This is a genomic window from Oceaniferula marina, from assembly GCF_013391475.1.
GTDB lineage: Bacteria > Verrucomicrobiota > Verrucomicrobiia > Verrucomicrobiales > Akkermansiaceae > Oceaniferula > Oceaniferula marina.
The window spans coordinates 170,328-187,145 of the sequence record NZ_JACBAZ010000004.1 but is presented as its reverse complement, the minus strand read 5'-3'; the positions used below and the strand labels follow the sequence as shown (position 1 = coordinate 187,145).

The 16,818-nt window shown below is 52.3% G+C and carries 12 protein-coding genes; 8 read left to right on the top strand and 4 right to left on the bottom strand.

Translation table 11 applies throughout. The features are described 5' to 3' along the window. Positions 1-27 precede the first annotated feature (27 nt). Both rnc and HW115_RS11040 read left to right on the top strand, forming a co-directional pair. On the top strand, positions 28-720 hold the full coding sequence (gene rnc / locus HW115_RS11045) for a ribonuclease III (RefSeq protein ID WP_178932852.1): 693 nt from the start codon (positions 28-30) through the stop codon (positions 718-720). Continuing rightward, entirely contained in the window at positions 675-1,607 is a 933-nt protein-coding gene (locus tag HW115_RS11040) for an ROK family protein (protein WP_227021442.1), read from the top strand. The genes rnc and HW115_RS11040 overlap by 46 nt, the downstream gene beginning before the upstream one ends. Here the strand turns inward: HW115_RS11040 and HW115_RS11035 are convergent. The 3 genes from HW115_RS11035 to HW115_RS11025 form a co-directional block, all read right to left on the bottom strand. Further along, positions 1,596-2,318 carry a ComF family protein gene (locus tag HW115_RS11035; protein ID WP_178932849.1) on the bottom strand — a complete coding sequence of 241 codons (723 nt, stop codon included), beginning with the start codon at positions 2,316-2,318 and terminating at the stop codon, positions 1,596-1,598. The two genes, HW115_RS11040 and HW115_RS11035, sit on opposite strands and share 12 nt — an antisense overlap. A 64-nt stretch (positions 2,319-2,382) precedes the next feature. Beyond that, a complete protein-coding gene (locus HW115_RS11030; RefSeq protein WP_178932847.1) occupies positions 2,383-3,423 on the bottom strand; it encodes a hypothetical protein in 1,041 nt (346 codons plus the stop codon). Next, positions 3,386-4,327 carry a type I phosphomannose isomerase catalytic subunit gene (locus tag HW115_RS11025; RefSeq protein ID WP_227021441.1) on the bottom strand — a complete coding sequence of 314 codons (942 nt, stop codon included), beginning with the start codon at positions 4,325-4,327 and terminating at the stop codon, positions 3,386-3,388. The genes HW115_RS11030 and HW115_RS11025 overlap by 38 nt, the downstream gene beginning before the upstream one ends. Positions 4,328-4,428: 101 nt before the next feature. On the opposite strand from HW115_RS11025, the gene HW115_RS11020 reads away from it, so the two are divergent. The 3 genes from HW115_RS11020 to HW115_RS11010 all read left to right on the top strand — a co-directional run bounded on the left by HW115_RS11020 (position 4,429) and on the right by HW115_RS11010 (position 6,973). Further along, on the top strand, positions 4,429-5,100 hold the full coding sequence (locus HW115_RS11020; RefSeq protein WP_178932845.1) for an ABC transporter ATP-binding protein: 672 nt from the start codon (positions 4,429-4,431) through the stop codon (positions 5,098-5,100). 228 nt (positions 5,101-5,328) lie between these two features. Next, positions 5,329-6,213 (top strand): branched-chain-amino-acid transaminase, encoded by an 885-nt coding sequence (ilvE, locus tag HW115_RS11015; RefSeq protein ID WP_178932843.1) that lies wholly within the window; start codon positions 5,329-5,331, stop codon positions 6,211-6,213. An 82-nt stretch (positions 6,214-6,295) separates the two neighbouring features. Next, on the top strand, positions 6,296-6,973 hold the full coding sequence (locus HW115_RS11010) for a 3-keto-disaccharide hydrolase (RefSeq protein WP_227021440.1): 678 nt from the start codon (positions 6,296-6,298) through the stop codon (positions 6,971-6,973). A gap of 70 nt (positions 6,974-7,043) precedes the next feature. On the opposite strand, the gene HW115_RS20080 is transcribed toward HW115_RS11010, so the two are convergent. Beyond that, the gene (locus HW115_RS20080; protein ID WP_178932838.1) at positions 7,044-9,518 is read right to left on the bottom strand and encodes a c-type cytochrome; all 2,475 of its coding nucleotides are present in this window, start codon (positions 9,516-9,518) and stop codon (positions 7,044-7,046) included. Between the two features lie 129 nt (positions 9,519-9,647). Here HW115_RS20080 and HW115_RS11000 point away from each other — a divergent pair, with 129 nt between their 5' ends. From HW115_RS11000 to HW115_RS10990, 3 genes are all read left to right on the top strand, one after another. Then, positions 9,648-11,036, top strand: a complete 1,389-nt coding sequence (locus HW115_RS11000; protein WP_178932837.1) for an apolipoprotein N-acyltransferase — start codon at positions 9,648-9,650, stop codon at positions 11,034-11,036. 118 nt (positions 11,037-11,154) lie between these two features. Further along, positions 11,155-12,570 (top strand): 3-keto-disaccharide hydrolase, encoded by a 1,416-nt coding sequence (locus HW115_RS10995; protein ID WP_178932835.1) that lies wholly within the window; start codon positions 11,155-11,157, stop codon positions 12,568-12,570. Between the two features lie 232 nt (positions 12,571-12,802). After that, on the top strand, positions 12,803-16,759 hold the full coding sequence (locus HW115_RS10990; RefSeq protein ID WP_178932833.1) for a hypothetical protein: 3,957 nt from the start codon (positions 12,803-12,805) through the stop codon (positions 16,757-16,759). Positions 16,760-16,818 lie beyond the last annotated feature (59 nt).

The following is a 16,818-nucleotide window of genomic DNA, read 5'->3' as shown; positions in this document are numbered from 1 at the left end:
CTGAAACGCCCGTTTGTCTGGATCGCTATGAAATCGCTGGAAGATGTAATCGGGTATAAATTTACCAACTCCCTACTGATGGCTGAGGCTTTGACCCACCCTAGCCTGGCTTATGAGACCCAGCGTCCTCGTTTTGATAACCAGCGTCTCGAATTTTTGGGTGATGCGGTGATTCAGTTGGTGCTTACGGAGTTGCTTTATGCGATGTTCCCAGGCTTCAATGAGGGGAAATTGACCAAACTTCGGGCCCGTCTGGTATCTGGCGATGCCCTTTGCCGATTCGCCCGCAGTATCAATTTGGGTGCTTATGTTATGATGGGCAAGGGTGAGGAAGCAACCGGTGGGCGTGAACGGACATCGACATTAGCCGATGGCTTTGAGGCATTGACGGGGGCCATTTATCTCGATAGTGGACTTGAATCGGCACGGAAAGTGATCACCGAGATTTGTTCGGAAGCTGTCGCCCGTGTGGCTGAGTCACCCGAGGAGAAAAACCCCAAAGGGCAACTCCAGGAAATTCTTCAGGCGATCGCCAAAGAAAGTCCGGTGTACGAGGTGGTCAAGGAATCGGGACCGGACCATCAAAAAAACTTTCAAGTCACGGTTTCCTGGAAAGGGATGCTCCTTGCCGAAGGCGAAGGGAATAGTAAAAAAGATGCGGAAACCAAAGCCGCATGGCTCGCTCTGCAGGAGCGAAGGTGGGAAGACTACGCCATTTGATTGAATTTATGAACAATGCATTGTTAGGCGGCGTTGAAGCCGGTGGAACGAAGATGGTTTGTGCCGTGGCGCGTGAACCGGGCGATATTTTGGACGAAGTCCGTTTTCCCACAACCGATTCGGAAAACACTCTGGAGCGGGTGCGTGAATACTTTGCACAAGCGCAGGATCAATTCGGCGAACTGGGAGCGATTGGTTATGGGACGTTTGGTCCGGCTGGGGTGACTCCGGAAGCTCCGGAATACGGGACAATTTTGCCGACACCAAAGCCGGGGTGGCAAGGCGCTGACGTTGTAGGTTTTTTGAAGGACTCGTTTCCGAATGCTCTGATTTCTTTTGATACGGATGTGAATGCGGCTGCGATTGGTGAAGGTTTTGCCGGTGCGGCCCAGGGCTTGAAAAACTATGTTTACATCACGGTAGGCACCGGCATTGGTGGTGGCGTGGTGATTGATGGCAAGGCGTTGAATGCAAAACCTCATGCCGAGATCGGGCATATGCTGGTACCTCGCTTGGATGATTTTGAGGGGTGTTGCTCATTTCACGGAGCTTGTCTTGAGGGACTGGCCAGCGGTTCTGCCATGGGAGCTCGTTGGGGAGTGCCTGCCCCTGAACTAGGTCCGGGGCACGAAGCCTGGGATTTGGAAGCCGAGTATTTGGCGATGATGGTTCAGAACTTGGTGGCTTGTTTTGCTCCTGACCGGATTATTCTCGGTGGGGGGGTGATGGAACAGCCGTTTTTGCTCGAGATGGTTCGCGAGAAGTATTATGCAAAAACCGGAGGCTACTGGCCTAACGATGACAGTTTGTTGGTCACTCCGGCGATGGGGAATCAAGCTGGAATTACCGGTGCCCTGGTGATGGCTAGAGAGGTATTATCCTCGTAGCACTGTGAGGATCGCTATATCGGATGCTCCGTGTTTTGATAGCGTGCGTGCGCATTCGTTGGCTGTTGAACCCGTGGTGAAAACATCGTCGAGTAAAATGATTCGACGGTTGGATAATTCTTTCAGGTAGCGGCTTCTGGGTGAAAAAGCACCCTTTAGGTTCTGAAGTCGTTTGGTCCTACTGAAGCGGGTTTGGGTCGCGGTGTTTCTTGTGCGTTTCAGAGCGTTCAAGGTGGGGATGCCGGTTTGTTTGGCTAGATGGATGGCAATTTGTTCGGATTGGTTGAATCCACGTTTTTGTTGTCGGCGCCAGAACAAGGGAACGGGGACGATGATGCCAGAATCCGGATAGTTTGAGAAACGTGCGTCTTCAAGTGCCCGTTGAGCCAGTTTTGCCAAGTCTGGTGCCAGATGAACCTGGCGCTGATATTTGAAAGCGTGGATCAGTTCGCGAGCTGATCCCTCACTTTGTAGCGAGGCCCGGGCAAAAGAAAAATGGTAATCTTGCTTGTGGCAGTTCGGGCAGGTGAATGGGCCGTCGATTTGACCATCATACATTTCGCCGCACTGTTGGCAAAAGGGAGGTTCGATCACAGGTAGGGCGTGAGCGCAGCCGGAACAGAGGTGTCGGCCGTGGCTCAGGCCTGTCTCACAGAGGTGGCAAGTGGCTGGGTAGATGAAATCGAATAATCTGCTGACAATTCTCTGCATGGCATGGAGGTATGATGGGTTCTAACATCTTTGTGTTGTGTTAGATTGTCAAGCCTGCAGCGGATTATGGAGTGAATTGGATGTGTAGTCCTTTGGGGCGCCAGTAGGTGATGATACGTTGCTCGAGTTCTGCGTGGGTTTCAGATGGGAGCAGTAGGTTGGATGCTTTATGGCGAAATTTGCGATTGTGACATTGGTTGACGAACTCGGTGGTGGCCTTGAGGCGTTTTGGTCCTCCGTGGAAGAGGCCATGGACGATGAGCAATGAGGATGCGTAGTATTGGTAGGAGACGTTCGGATCGTTTTGTTCGATATTGCGTTGCCAGGACTGGTGGTTTTGTTTGAGGGTGTCAGATAGGCTTGGCAGTTTGATGATACCTTTTTCTTGGGGGAGGTGCTGTTTGATCCGGTCCCGGATATGGCGGGTCATGTTGGAAAAGTCGTAGCGGCCGTGGCTTTGGTGGGCTGCTGCGAGGTATTCGGCGGTGCCTTCAGAGAACCAGATGGGGAGGTAGCCCAAATGGCCGTGCATGCACAAGTGGGTAAACTCATGAACGAGCAGGTCGTAGTCTGCTTTGGGTGGCAGTTTACTGCCTTGTCTGGGTGGCGGGGTGAGGAAGGTGTCGGCCCGCAACAGGACCGCGGATTTTTTACCTACGTAGGTTCCCGCTGCATTGGGTGACCCTCCCTCCCGGATGAAGGACGCCTCGTCGGGATAGATGTAAATGTTGGCCCGTTTCCCTTGAGGCATTTTTAACAAGGGGAGGGGCAGTTTGGCCAGAACGGCTGGAACAGATTCGGCGGTGGCTGCAAAAAGTTTGGCGTTATGCGGATTGAGTGGCTTCGATGTGGTGAGCCTGAAATGCCGGGTGTGATAAAGGTAAGGTGGTGCCGGAGCGTCACTTTTTTGATGCTGGATGACGGGCGTTGTGGTTGGCCGGTAAGATGTCGGCCACTGCAATGAAGCTACTTGTTCAGAGCTGACCGGCTCAGTCAGCTGGGCACCAACCTGCGATGCCGTGGCCAGGGTAAGCCCAAGCCAGGCAACCAGCTGAGTGGCAGGGTGATTAGCTCTGCGGAATGGTGGTTTGAAGAATGCTGGCATCCGTGCTGGCGGTGAGGGGGGCTGCACCTTGTGGTTGTAGGAGGAAGTCTCCAGCTTGATAGGTGCGTCCATCGGTTGATGTGATTTGACCTTTCACTACGGTGACGATTGAAAACCTTTCCGGATCCGGGTTGCCAATGCTGCAGCCTTGTTGGACTTCGAGTTGTTCGACATGGAAAAATTCACAGTTGGCCAGGGTGTTGCCATCCGGGGTATCCATGCCGGGTTCGATGTCATCGAAATCAATGCAGCGCATGGATTCCTCGACATGAAGCTCGCGGGGGACTCCGTCCAAGCCGACTCGGTTCCAATCGAACACCCGGTAGGTGGTGTCTGAGTTTTGTTGGATTTCGTAGATCAGGAACCCGGCACCAATGGCGTGCAGGCGCCCGGAAGGAATAAAGATAGAGTCTCCAGCCTTGGCATCGATGGCGTGGACGACCTGGTCGACGGTGCCGTCATTGATGGCTTGTTGGAAATCCTCCCGGCTGACTCCTTGTTTGAGACCGACGTAGAGCTGAGCGTCATCGTTGGCGTCGGCGATGTACCACATTTCGGTTTTAGGTTCGCCATTGAGAGTTGGGGCGATATCTGTCGGTGGATGAACTTGGATGGAGAGATCGTCACGGGCATCGAGGATCTTGATTAAGAGAGGGAAGCGTTCGGAATTTTCGAATCCGGGGCCAAACAACTCGTTGCGTTTTTCCTGCCAGAGCTGGCCGAGGGTCATCCCCTTGTATGGGCCGTCGGTGACGACCGATTGCTCTTCCGGGCGGTCCGTCATTTCCCATGATTCTCCATAGGGTGGTTCGCTTTTCGGAAGTTTTCGGCCGTAGACGGATTCGAGTTCGCGCCCTCCCCAGACGCGTTCCATGTAAAGCGGTGTGAAGGTGATCGTGTCCATGCGCCGACGGTGGCAGCAGGACGGATTTTTTTCCAATGTTTTTCGGCACATTTTTTAAGAAAAGCATTCGCATGTTGTGAGGGATCGGCTAGTCATTGGTCATGAGTGAAAGCACGGGGGTCATAGCTGAAAATTTGCATCGGGGGTATTCGGTGGGTAAAAAGCGTGTCGAGGTTCTGCATGGAATCAATCTGGAGATTCAGGAAGGGGAGACGATTTTTCTTTGTGGACCGAGTGGTGCCGGAAAAACCACGCTGATGTATATCCTCGCTGGTTTGGAGCGTCCCGAGCAGGGGAAGGTGTGGGTGGATGGCATTGATCTGTATGCGCAGAACCGGCGGCAGCAGGCGAAAATCAGGAACCAGCGCATGGCCTATGTTTTTCAGAACTATTATCTGATGCCGGAGTTGACGGCTATGGAGAATGTGATGATGCCTGCGATGATTTCTGGCCGGGACATGGCTGAGCGGGCAAAGGCTTCTTTGAGTCGGGTGGGATTGGACCATCGGCTGGATCACTTGCCGGCCGAGTTGAGTGGTGGTGAACAGCAGCGTGTGGCGATTGCACGGGCTCTGGTCAATTCGCCCCGAATCATTTTCGCGGATGAGCCCACGGGAAATCTGGATTCTCGCAATGGCTCACAAGTCATGGAGATGTTACTTGAATTGGCCCGGGAAGAGCAAACCACCTTGGTGGTGGTGACCCATGACGAGGAGCTGGCCCGTCACAGTGACCGCACACTGATTGTGAAAGATGGTTTGGTTGCCGATTGAAGTACCGTAGATGTGCGCTTGTCTCTTGGTCGAGCCCCATTCAGGTGACAGAGGAGGCATTCTGCGTTCTCGTCATCCCAGATGCTGTATTTTGGGGAATGATGACCTAAATTTCTCGAGATCGCCAAAAAAGGCATGTTCAATCAGGCAAAATCATGATTTAACACGCGCCCCGCGATGAGGATGAATGTCTTATCCGATCGCGAGCACCCATCATTTTTCATCATTATGAGCGACACACAAAAAATCTGGCTCGACGGACAATTGCTCGATGCCAATGAAGCCAAAGTCTCTGTTTTTGATCACGGCCTGCTGTACGGTGACGGCATTTTTGAGGGAATCCGATTCTACGAAGGGCGGGTTTTCCGGCTGGAAGAGCACATTGAGCGGTTGTTCCTTTCGGCCCGTGCGATCCTTCTCAAGATGCCATGGTCCGAGCAGGAAGTTTGTGATATCGTCTGTGAGACCATCCGAGCCAATGGCCTGAAGGACGGCTATGTGCGCCTGGTGGTAACCCGGGGAAGCGGCGGCTTGGGGCTCAACCCCTATCTTTGCGAAACTCCATCGATGTTTTGCATCGCTTCATCGATTCAGTTGTATCCCACCGAGTATTATGAGAATGGGCTGGAGCTGATCACCTGTTCAACCCGGCGGCCGACTCATGCAACCTTGAGTCCACAGGTGAAATCCTTGAACTACCTGAATAATGTGATGGCGAAGATCGAATGTGTGAAGGCCGGAGTGATGGAAGGTTTGATGCTCAACGAAGCCGGAACAGTGGCTGAATGCACTGGAGATACGGTGTTTATCGTTAAAAATGGTGTCGTGATCACGCCGAAGATTTCTGACGGAGCTTTGGACGGGATCACACGGGCTGTGATATTCGACCTCTGTGAACGCTTGGAAATTGAGATCATTGAGGACACATTGACCCGCTATGATGTCTATACGGCGGATGAATGTTTCCTGACGGGGACGGCCGCCGAGGTGATCCCGGTTGTGAAGATTGATGACCGCCCGATTGGTGAGGGTGTCCCCGGTGAGCTTTTCCGCTCCTTGTTGTCGGCATTTCGTGAGGAAACGCTGACTACAGGCACAAAAGTGAGTGAATAATTATAAAAATGTCATCATTGTTGTGCGTGTGCTGAAAAAAAGAAGAAACATTCCACGTTATTAATGCATTATGAAGATGAGGATGAAGAGTTTAGCCGTCTTAGCTGTTGTGATGGGGGCTGTATCTGCCCTGACTGCAGAGCCCTTGTTCAATGGCAAGGATTTGAAAGGATGGAAGGTGGATGTGCCCAAGGCCGATAACAATCCGGATATTCAACCCAGTTTTATCGTGCGTGATGGCAAGTTGGTCAGTCTGGGGAATCCGAGAGGCCATTTGATCACAGAGAAGTCGTTTAGCAATTACCGTTTGACGGTGGAATATCGTTTTGCCGGTAAGCCGGGTAACTGCGGAGTTCTGGTTCATTCTTCTACGCCCAGGGCATTGTATGGAATGTTTCCCAAGTCGATTGAGGTTCAAATGCAATCGGGGCACGCCGGTGATTTTTGGTGCATCGAGGAAAACATCGAAGTTCCTGAAATGGAAAAGCGCCGTCCGAAAAAAGAAGGACAGAAATACGGCGGAAGCAAGGGGGATGCCCGGAGAATTCTCAACCTGACGGATGACTCGGAAAAAAAACCGGGTGAATGGAACACCATGGTGATCGAGTGCAAGGGGGATGAAGTTAAAGTTTGGGTCAATGATACCCTCGTAAACCATGGTAGCAAGGCTACGGCAAGCAAAGGGCAGATAGCTCTTCAGGCCGAAGGAAGCGAGGTTGAGTTCCGCAAATTGGAACTGGAGCCCTTGGCCGATAAATAAAAGCCCCGGAGAGCGGCTTCACGCTAGGTCGGGGATCGCCCGGGAGTGGGGTGTGGAAACCCGCGGTGGCTCAGGGTGCCGGGGTGCCAAGAAACTTCATCAGGTCGCGAAGCTCGTCGGCATTGAGCGAGTTGATCATGGCGGGAGGCATCGGGGATACTGTCGATACGCTTCGGCGTAGGATCGTGTCGATTGGGACCTCGACCTGTTGTTCGAAATTGAATGCGCTGGGAGCGATCCAAAGCTTCTTCTTGTTTTCTTTCATGATTTTCCCTTGCAGTTGGGATCCGTCCTTGAGGTGAAGGATGGTAAATTGATATTGTTCAGAGATTTCTTCCGAGGGGGTAATGATGGCTTTGAGGATGTCCTGACTGCTGAACCGATTTGCGAGGTTGGTTAAGTCCGGTCCGGAGTTTCCTCCGGATTGGCCATGGCTGTGGCAATGGATGCAAAGTGTGGCTTGGAACATCCTTTTGCCGTTTTTCTTATTGGCCTGGGATAGGTCGCGGATGGTTTGGGATGCCTCGTTCAGTGTCCACGACCGGCCGGGTCCCTGTGCCATGGGGGTGTCTTTCTCGGGCGCTTGGATTTTTGGTGCAGCCAGAGCGGTGGCTTTGAGTTCCTTGGGTAGCGAGGTAAGTGCGGTTTTTCGAATATTGCGAATGAAGCCTTTATAACTGCGGCCTCCGCTTTTGGCTTCGGCCTGATTGAGCCAAGTAAAGTATGTGGTGACGGATGCCTGATTCCACCCTGATTGAGCATGCATGAGGGTGAGTGCATACTGGAGTGCATTGGCATCAGGTTGGTTGCGCATCATGGATTTAATGTCTTTGGCATAACGGTCATTGCCTTCCAACAATTCGAGGTCAACCGCTTGTTGGGTATTCACTGAACGTTCCATGAGTTGAACCGTTTTGCCGGTGGCACTGGATGAACCTAGATAGGTGAGAAGCTTACAGAGCTCTCTATTTTCCTGATCATTGTCCGAGGGGTAGACTGGGTTGAGAAGTTTGAGGTAGCGGATTCCAATGTCAGGGTCAGTTTGTTTTGCCCGAATAAAGGTAAGTGACACGGCACGGAGGAATTCCAGTTTTTGTGGTGGCGAGAGTTGAGGGTAGGGGAGGCTGAGGAGCTTTTGGTGAATGGTTGTTGGATTGGCTTGGACCCTCGCAAGTGCTAGGCTGGCAGTGATGATGTGCTGGAACTTGGTTTCTTTTTGGAGTCGGGTGATGGAAGGTTCATGTGGAAGGTTTTCCAATGCCACCCTGGCATTGTAGCGCATGAGGCGATCCGGGTGGTCGAGGTGTTGCCAAATCGTATCCATGTCCTTGCTCTGAAGTAGTTCATTGCGCAAGGATCGCATTTTGTTTGGTTGGGTTACCATTGGTGAGGTATCCTCATGGCCCAGTGGTCCGGTGTAACTGACCCGGTAGAGGGCGGATTGGAGTCGGCGGCCGCCGGTGATGAAATACATCGCTCCGTCGGGTCCGATGGCAGCATCGCAGAGAGGTAGCGGTTTACCCGTGAGGAATGTTTCGATTTCGGCGGAGTAGCTGAAGCCTTCAGGTTTGAGGTGGGCCGCATAGATCCGTCCAAACGTCCAATCGAGCAAGAACAACGCTTTACGGTACTTCAGAGGGAATTGTGCCTGGGTGCCGAACAAAACGCCTGTTGGAGATCCTGGTCCGATGTTTTTGACGGCCCCTAAGCTGTCGGCATAATAATCAGGCCATTTTGCGGTGCCGGTCCGCCATCCGAATTCACTTCCGCGCGTAAGATGCAGCACTCTGGTGGGGCGGTACCAGGGTGTGCCGATGTCCCATTCCATGTCGGAGTCATAACCGAAAATTTCTCCGTCAGGGCTGGCTGCGATGTCATAGGTGTTGCGCATGCCGGTGGAGATCACTTCGCAGTCTTTGCCGTCGGGGGTGAGATAGAGTAAGGTTCCGCCGGGAGCTTTGACATTGACCGCATGACCGCTGGCATCCGGTAAGTGAGGTAACAAGGTGTCTTCTTGCCAGTTGTGTGAGACGATTGAGCGCGTTGGTGTTTTTGGACGGCAGTGGTTGCCAATGACAAGGTAGAGTCCCTTGCCGTCGGGGCTGGGGATAATGCCATGGGGACCATGTTCTCCGGAACCGGCGATAGGCAGGATGTGTTTGATTTGGTCAAACTCGCCGTTGTTGGCTGTGCTTGTGAGTCGATAGACTCCGCCTTGTTTGCCTCCATTCACTGACATATAGAGACTACCGTATGCCCAACATAAGCCCTGGGCCATGCCTGGGCTGGCTAATGCTTGTTTGTGGCTGATTTTTCCTCCTTTGAGTGTGATGCGATATAGCTTTCCGTATTGATCACAGACGTAGAGTTTACCTTCGGGATCGAAGCACATGGATACCCATGAGCCTTCTTGTTTTTTATCCACCAGATGGACACGATCAACTTGAAATCCGTTGGGTGCTTGAATTGGGGGTGGTTTGCCGAAGCTGGAGGAGACCGCAGTGAGACAAGCCAGTGTGACAAAGATGGATGGGATAGTGTTCACAAACCATTCTATACGATAAGGAGACCCCGGTTTTTATCACCTTCATGTGCCGGATACTTGGTCTTTTTGGTGATGCCGTTTGGCATTCGGCTCTTGTCGATCGATCTTGCTGCGTGTTAGCGTCGTGGCATGGGGATGTTCCTTCGTGTGTTGTTGGTGTTACTGAGTGCAGGTTTGGGGATTGTGGTTTTTCCTTCGGTCGGCTGGTTCGGATTGGCGGTCGTTGCCTGGGTCCCTTTGATTCTGGCTCTGCAGGGGGTGAAGACCTCCCATGGCTTTTACCTAGGGCTGCTTCATGGTGCCTTGTTTTATGGAGTGACCTTGTCTTGGTTGGTAAACATCTTCAAGGAGATGCCCTATTTTGTGGTTCCCTTGGTTTTGATCCTGGCTCTGTTCACTGGATTTTTTGCGAGGGGGTATGCTTTGGCTCATGCGCACTATGGTGGCGGAAAATCGGAGTGGGTGGTGGCCTTTTTTGCCGCTGTGTGGTGGGGCGCGGTGGAGTTCTTTCGTTGTGAGATCTTCGTGTTGAAATTTCCCTGGATGTCTCCGGGCGTGGGCTTGAGGCCGATGTGGCTGTCGCCGTGGTTGGGAGTGTATGGAATTGGCTTTGTGTTGATTCTTGGCTCGGCCTTGGTGTGTTGTCGTGGCCGGAGCCCGCGCCTTGTGGGGGCGGTGGTGCTGGGCGTGATGTTGCTTTCGGCTCTTTTCCCCAAAAAAACACCTGCGATCGATGATCCGATCAAGGTGATGGCGGTTCAGAGCGAACTCACGGATGGATACCAGTATGTTGAAATGACCCAGCGGGCTGAGCAGAATGTGGATTTGATTGTTTGGCCGGAATACGGGATCCCTACGGATATCCGAAAAAATCAGAAACAATGGTTGGATTTGATCTTATTGGCAAAAGAAAAGGAGGCCGTGATGGTGGTTGGCACGGAGACTGTGGTTGCCGACGGTTGGTTCAACACTGCGCTTACCTTGGACGCTGACGGCGAGTTAGGGGATCATTACAAAAACCACACGGTGCATTTTTTCGATGACGGGACGGCAGGGACGGAAGCCAAAGCCATTAACACACCCTTGGGTAAGGTTGGGACCCCTATTTGCTTTGATTGCGACTATGAGGACGTGGTGAGAAGAATGGTGGCGGACGGGGCCGAATTTCTGGCAATCCCCAGCATGGATGCCGAGCATTGGACAGCCCGCGAGCATCACCAACATGCCGAGTTGTTCCGCCATCGGGCCGCGGAAAATGCACGTTGGATGGTGGTCTGTGCGACATCCGGAACAACCCAGATTCTCGACCCCTATGGAAACCGTGTGGTGGACATTCCCTTGATGAAAGATGGCATATTATATGGCGAGATCGGACGCCGGAACGAAAGAACTTTTTATACTCGTTTTGGTTGGGTGTTTCCTTGGTTTCTCATGGGCACCGGCTCTATTTGGGTGGTGGCTCTTTTTGTTCGGGTTCTGCTCGAGGCAAGAAAGAGCGCCCGGATGAATAGAAATTAATTTGTTCGCATTTGGACAGGTTTAAAAATTGGCGTGTATCCATGCGCAAGGTGATGGTAGTGCTGTTCGTAAGTTTTTACATCTTATGAGCAGACAACACACACGATCAATCAAACCGATGGCCATTGCGCTTATGTCCCTTGCTGGAGCTACCGCATTGTCGGCCGCTGACGGAGCTTGGGTCAATCTTTTCAATGGTAAGGATTTCACCGGCTGGACCCAAAAAGGAGGCAAAGCAACTTATACCGTGGAGAATGGAACCATTGTCGGGCATTCAGTCACCAAGACTCCCAATACATTTATGTGTACGGAAAAGCTCTACGGGAACTTCATCCTGGAATATGAATTCAAGGTGGATCCTCGCCTGAATTCAGGAGTGCAAATTCGTAGTAATTGTTACGAGAAAACGAAGACCTATACATGGCAGGGCAAGAATATCAAAGTTCCTCCCGGCCGCGTGCACGGATATCAGGTGGAAATCGACCCCGATCCCAAACGGGCGCGTTTTTGGAGTGCCGGTATCTATGATGAGGCGCGTCGGGGATGGCTTTGCCCAGGGAAACTTGGAGGGGATGGCAAGGCGTTCACGAAGCAGGGAGCAGAGAGTTTCAAGCCGGAAGCGTGGAATAAGGTCCGTGTTGAAGCGGTTGGTTCGTCGATCCGAACCTGGCTCAACGGTGTCCCACGCGCATCCATTCAGGATGATTTGACTCCGAAAGGATTTATCGGTCTCCAGGTTCATGGCATTGGTAATAATAAGGCCATCGAAGGTACGACCGTTGCGTGGCGCAATCTCCGGATTAAGGAATTGGAGCCCGGAAGCGGAGACAACAGCCTGAGTGCGGATGAAATTCAAAAAGGTTGGATATTGCTCTGGGATGGAACGTCCACGGATGGCTGGCGTGGAGCGAAGCTCGATACCTTCCCCAAGTCGGGCTGGACGATCAAAGATGGTGTGCTGACGGTCTTGGAAAGTGGAGGTGCCGAATCTGCGAAGGGAGGCGATATCGTTACGATGCAGCGTTATGCCCGATTTGATCTTACGCTTGATTTTAAAATCACCCCTGGAGCCAATAGTGGCGTGAAGTACTTTTGTCAGCCCAATCTGAACCCGATCACCGGTGGTGGCGCTGTTGCAAAAACGGGATCAGCCATCGGGTTGGAAAGTCAAATCCTTGACGATGCCAAACATCCTGATGCAAAAAAAGGACGGGACGGCAACCGGACAATGTCTTCATTGTATGACCTGATCACGGCGGATGCCGGTAAACAACCGAAACCTGTCGGAGAGTGGAACCAGATGCGAGTGGTGACCGACGGAAAACATGTTGAACATTGGCTCAATGGGAAAAAAGTGGTGTCCTATGACCGCGGAACCCCTGAGTTCAAGGAGATTGTCGCCAAGAGCAAGTATCGTAAGGTTCCTGGTTTCGGAGAATGGCCTGATGGTCATATCCTGCTGCAGGATCATGGAAATACCGTGCATTTTAGAAATGTGAAACTCAATGTGCCTCCCGTACCGAAGGGTAAGTAAAGGTCGCATGTCGTAGGCCTTTGCTCGAACAGCAAAGGTTGGAATCGATGCATTCTGAATACTCATAATTTCAGACCCCTGGAGTCCGAATCTTCGGATTCCAGGTTCATGTGGTGTAAGCGGTCGGAGGGTAATCCTCCGGCCGCTTTGTTTTGTGCTGTCTGATAGGTTGTTGGGCCCTTGTAAAAATATATTTGCTAGATCTAACTAAATTGAGTATTGGTTAGATTGAATGCAGTGCGTAAGGGGTGGTTTCTGGGTGGGTAAGGATCACGGCGGTTTTGCCGTGGTTTCCGTGGTGATGTTTCTTGTTTTGCTGTCATTGTTTAGCCTGTCGTTATTGAGCTTAAGTTCACAAGTGGTCAGGTCGGATGGGAGTCAGCGGCATCAGAGGGTAGCCAGGGAGAATGCTCGCTTGGCGCTGATGCAAGCTGTGGGGCAATTGCAAAAAATGGCAGGGGGTGACCGGCGGGTGACGGCACGGGCTGAGGTGCTTGGTTCCGGGGAGGGGAGTCAGCCATTGTCTCACCGTAATTGGCATGGAGTGTGGCAGACTTATTGGGATGACCCTCGGGGGGAGTGGCCAGTGATTGGAAAAGGCGGGGAGGATGGAAGCGCTAGCCCTTACCCCTATTCTGGAGTATACACGGATCTCAGGGAAAATGAGCAGTCTTTGAAAGGGGGGAGATGGAAGGAGCGCTTGTTTTGCGGGTGGTTGGTGAGCGGATCCGGGGATAGGAGTGAGATTGAAAATGCTTATCGGGAAGGATCGAGGGATTGGGTTGAGATGGTAGGCCGGGGAACGATTGGAGCGGCGTGCTCACAATCCGATTACCTGAAAAAGAGAGTGCTGGTTGAAAAAGTAAGTATTTCCGATGCCTTGGGAGGGGGGGCTTATGCCTGGTATGTATCAGACAATAGCCAGAAGGCGTCACTATCGCTTGTTGAAGATGCCTCTGGTGACGACCCCAGTCAGGTGAGGGATGCAAAAGGGACCTTGGTGTATCGGGATTGGGACAAGATCCTGAAGAGGCACGGTGGTAAATTGATCACCCGGTCGAGTGTTTGTTTGGTGGAAGATGATTTACAAAAAAGGAGCGCCTTGGCCGAAGCTCTTGGTTATCATTTTCATGACCTGACACCGAGGGCGGATGGGTTGATGACGGATGTGGTTCTGGGTGGTTTGAAAAAGGATCTTACGCCTTTGTTGTTTGCCCATCCTGATAAGGAGGTCATGGTTTTTTCATTGTCAGAGCGTGAGAGTTTTTCCAGTGACTCTCCGATTATTCCAGGGAGGAATCATGCAGTGTTAGGACCTGGTTTTGGCGCGTTACGGTCATGGGGGCGGTTGAAATATCTTGAAGGCTTGCACCGTGGCGAGATACAAGCTCAGGTTGAGCATCGGACATCGGAATCAACCCGCACGCGTCCGGTTGAAGATTGGCCGGGAGGAATAGCCGATGGTTTGACATGGGATGGGGCTCACTGGGCATCCCGTGCGCCGAAGATTCACCCTGTGATGACAGATGTCCGATGGCATTATTATTTCAGTCACACGGAAGGTTCGCTGAACTCATTGCGAACGCACATTCAGCCCAGAGTTTGCTTATGGAATCCCTACGATGTGGGTATGCAGACTGGGGAGTTAATGGTGCTGATGCCGAATCCCTTCCGTGATGAGTCTGCCTTTCATTTTGCCGTGGATGCTGAAGAGTCTGAGCGACTCAATACCTACTTTTTCGAGAAAGGATTGCTGCCGGGATACCTGGATGAACAATGGCCGGCTCCCGAATCAAGTGCGGTGATTGCTCCTGATGGACCCGGGGTCTTTCCTCGTCAGCGCTATCTTGGTTTTATCTTGGAGCCAACTCATTTTCCCCCTGGTCAGTGTCTGGTGTTTTCGCCTTTGGTTTCTCAAGCCGATTTTTCAGCGGGAGGGGTGAGCTTGAAAAAATACAATCCTGATTGCATCGCTGACCAGCGATTGAGTGCGCGGGCTGCTGAAGGCATGGATCATTATTTCATCGATTACCATGGTGGGGTGCGATTGCGGACGGGTAAACGTGACTCTGGCTCGGAGAGGGTGATGCGATTCTGGCGGATGCCTCATGATGAATTTTTCGATGCCCTCGATCTTTCCCGTATTGTTTCCTATCAACCATGGGCTGTGGTTAGAGATAATTTTCCTTTTATTCTTAAGGCCGTTGATCGAGGGGGGCAGTGCTCGGTCGAGGATGTCGCTGCCAAGACATGCCAATCGTTTCCCACCCTGCAGTTGATGAACCATGGAAATGGAGGTGTGTGGACGTATGACTATTGGTCGCAATTTTTTGGTGACAGCCAGTCGTTTGCATCTCCCTTTGGTCGTTATCTCAGCCGGTATGAAGAGTTCCCGCACCGTCAAGGTTCTCGGGTGCACCAGTGGGGGGCAAAGTTGTTGACCTTGGATGAGTCTTCGAACGAAGGCGGCTTGGTTCCGATTCGCAGTGGCTTGTGGGACTCGCGGCACTGGGCCTATCATCAGGCACCCATCGCGCACTGGAATGTGCGCCCTGGCTTGGTAACGCGTTCTCCAGCTTCCCCCTGTACCGCGTCTTGGGGGCATCAGAGCTCGGGAGCGTGGATGCTGCAAGTTCACCCCTTTTCCCTCGGAGATGTTGCGCACGCTCCACTACCGAACCGGGATGGGCAGTTTACCCAGCCTGCATTGTTACCTCCCGGGAGGATGCCCGAAACAAGCACTGTGCTCTTTTCCTTGCCCCTTGCGGATTCCGGTATGCCGTCCCTGGGGGATTTACGTCATGCTTGTCTGAGCCCGTATTCTTGGCACCCTAGTTATATTGTCGGGCATTCGAGAGCCGACCTCCATGCTCCCTCTGATAGGAGTGCACATGTCGCGGATCCGATGTTGAAGAGTGGCGATGCATGTTCTACTTGGGATGCGGCGATTGCTGGATACATCATGCCATATGGAGAAGATAAATTTGGTCCGAGGCTTTCTTATGCGAGTGACCCTCGATTGGCGAACTCATCGGGGCTCTTGCAGTTGGGTAAGCATGCGGTTGAAAAACGATTGGGTGGAGAAAAAGTAACGTCACGTGATGAATGTTTAGCCTATGATATTGCCTTTGAAGTGAATCAGAATCTTTGGGATGCCTATTTTATTTCCGGTATGCCGATGAGTGAAGATGGTTCCCGATGGTTGTTAGGGGATGGGGCTGAAACAAGGGAGGAGGCTGAAACGTTTTCTCATCATGCCCGTTACCGAAAAGGACGGGGGGGCGAGTCTGCGTCGGAGGCCTGGTCGAGACGCCTTGCCGGCCCCGAAGGATTTGACTTTGCGTTCTGGAACAATGCTTACGGGATCAAATGTGCCGGAGCCTTTAATGTGAATTCCACTTCAGTGGATGCTTGGATGAGTGTGTTGTCTGGAGCTTTGAGTAAGATGGAGGATGGGACCGGTAGAGAGTTTTCTCGAGTGGCTCGCCCCATGACACGGGTTGATGGTCAGCCAGAGGGAGTCGAGCAGCCTGAGTGTTGGGGAGGCTCCAGAAGCCTGAGTCACGATGAAATTGAGACATTGGCGAAGTGCCTGGTTGAGCTAGTGAAACAACGAGGCCCCTTTCTATCGATGGCTGATTTTGTTAATCGGCGTTTGGCCGGGGCTGCTGACCCATCGAGCCAATGTGGTGTGCTTGACGAGGCGATCATGCGGTCTGGCATTAATCAGGCCTTTCATGAATCGGTCTATCAAACCTCGTTCATGGCGGCCTATGATAACAATCATCCCTCGTGGAAACCGAGTCTGCAAAAACAAGTCCAATCCAAAGCCTGGGGGATCCCGGCATATTTAACTCAGGGGGACTTTTTTGCGTCCTTGGCTCCGGTGATGACAGTGCGCGGTGATTGTTTTACCGTACGTTGTTACGGTGAGTCTCATGATCGTGATGGCAAGGTTATGGCAAGGGCCTGTTTGCAGGCAGAAGTTGTGAGAGGGCCTGATTATCTAATGCCCGACCCAATACTCGATCCCTCATCTGGTAGGGGGGATCCTGCGATTCGTGGCGCATTGAAACAGAACCGGGTGACGGCGGCATTGGTTGATGGCGGCCTGCATGAGGTGAACCGAAAATTTGGACGAAGGTTTGAGGTCACATCGATGCGCTGGCTCTCTGATTGTGAGATATGATGATGGCGGCTGTACTGAACAAGGGAAAGCGGAGGGTGCCGGGAGCTGGCTTAGGTTTC

What these genes read in the sequence shown, in the direction of transcription:
- rnc (WP_178932852.1), top strand. Translation starts at nt 28, where the DNA reads ATGAAATCGCTGGAAGATGTAATCGGGTATAAATTTACCAACTCCCTA.
- HW115_RS11040 (WP_227021442.1), top strand. Translation starts at nt 675, where the DNA reads ATGGCTCGCTCTGCAGGAGCGAAGGTGGGAAGACTACGCCATTTGATT.
- HW115_RS11035 (WP_178932849.1), bottom strand. Translation starts at nt 2,318, where the DNA reads ATGCAGAGAATTGTCAGCAGATTATTCGATTTCATCTACCCAGCCACT.
- HW115_RS11030 (WP_178932847.1), bottom strand. Translation starts at nt 3,423, where the DNA reads ATGCCAGCATTCTTCAAACCACCATTCCGCAGAGCTAATCACCCTGCC.
- HW115_RS11025 (WP_227021441.1), bottom strand. Translation starts at nt 4,327, where the DNA reads ATGGACACGATCACCTTCACACCGCTTTACATGGAACGCGTCTGGGGA.
- HW115_RS11020 (WP_178932845.1), top strand. Translation starts at nt 4,429, where the DNA reads ATGAGTGAAAGCACGGGGGTCATAGCTGAAAATTTGCATCGGGGGTAT.
- ilvE (WP_178932843.1), top strand. Translation starts at nt 5,329, where the DNA reads ATGAGCGACACACAAAAAATCTGGCTCGACGGACAATTGCTCGATGCC.
- HW115_RS11010 (WP_227021440.1), top strand. Translation starts at nt 6,296, where the DNA reads ATGAAGAGTTTAGCCGTCTTAGCTGTTGTGATGGGGGCTGTATCTGCC.
- HW115_RS11000 (WP_178932837.1), top strand. Translation starts at nt 9,648, where the DNA reads ATGGGGATGTTCCTTCGTGTGTTGTTGGTGTTACTGAGTGCAGGTTTG.
- HW115_RS10995 (WP_178932835.1), top strand. Translation starts at nt 11,155, where the DNA reads ATGGCCATTGCGCTTATGTCCCTTGCTGGAGCTACCGCATTGTCGGCC.
- HW115_RS10990 (WP_178932833.1), top strand. Translation starts at nt 12,803, where the DNA reads ATGCAGTGCGTAAGGGGTGGTTTCTGGGTGGGTAAGGATCACGGCGGT.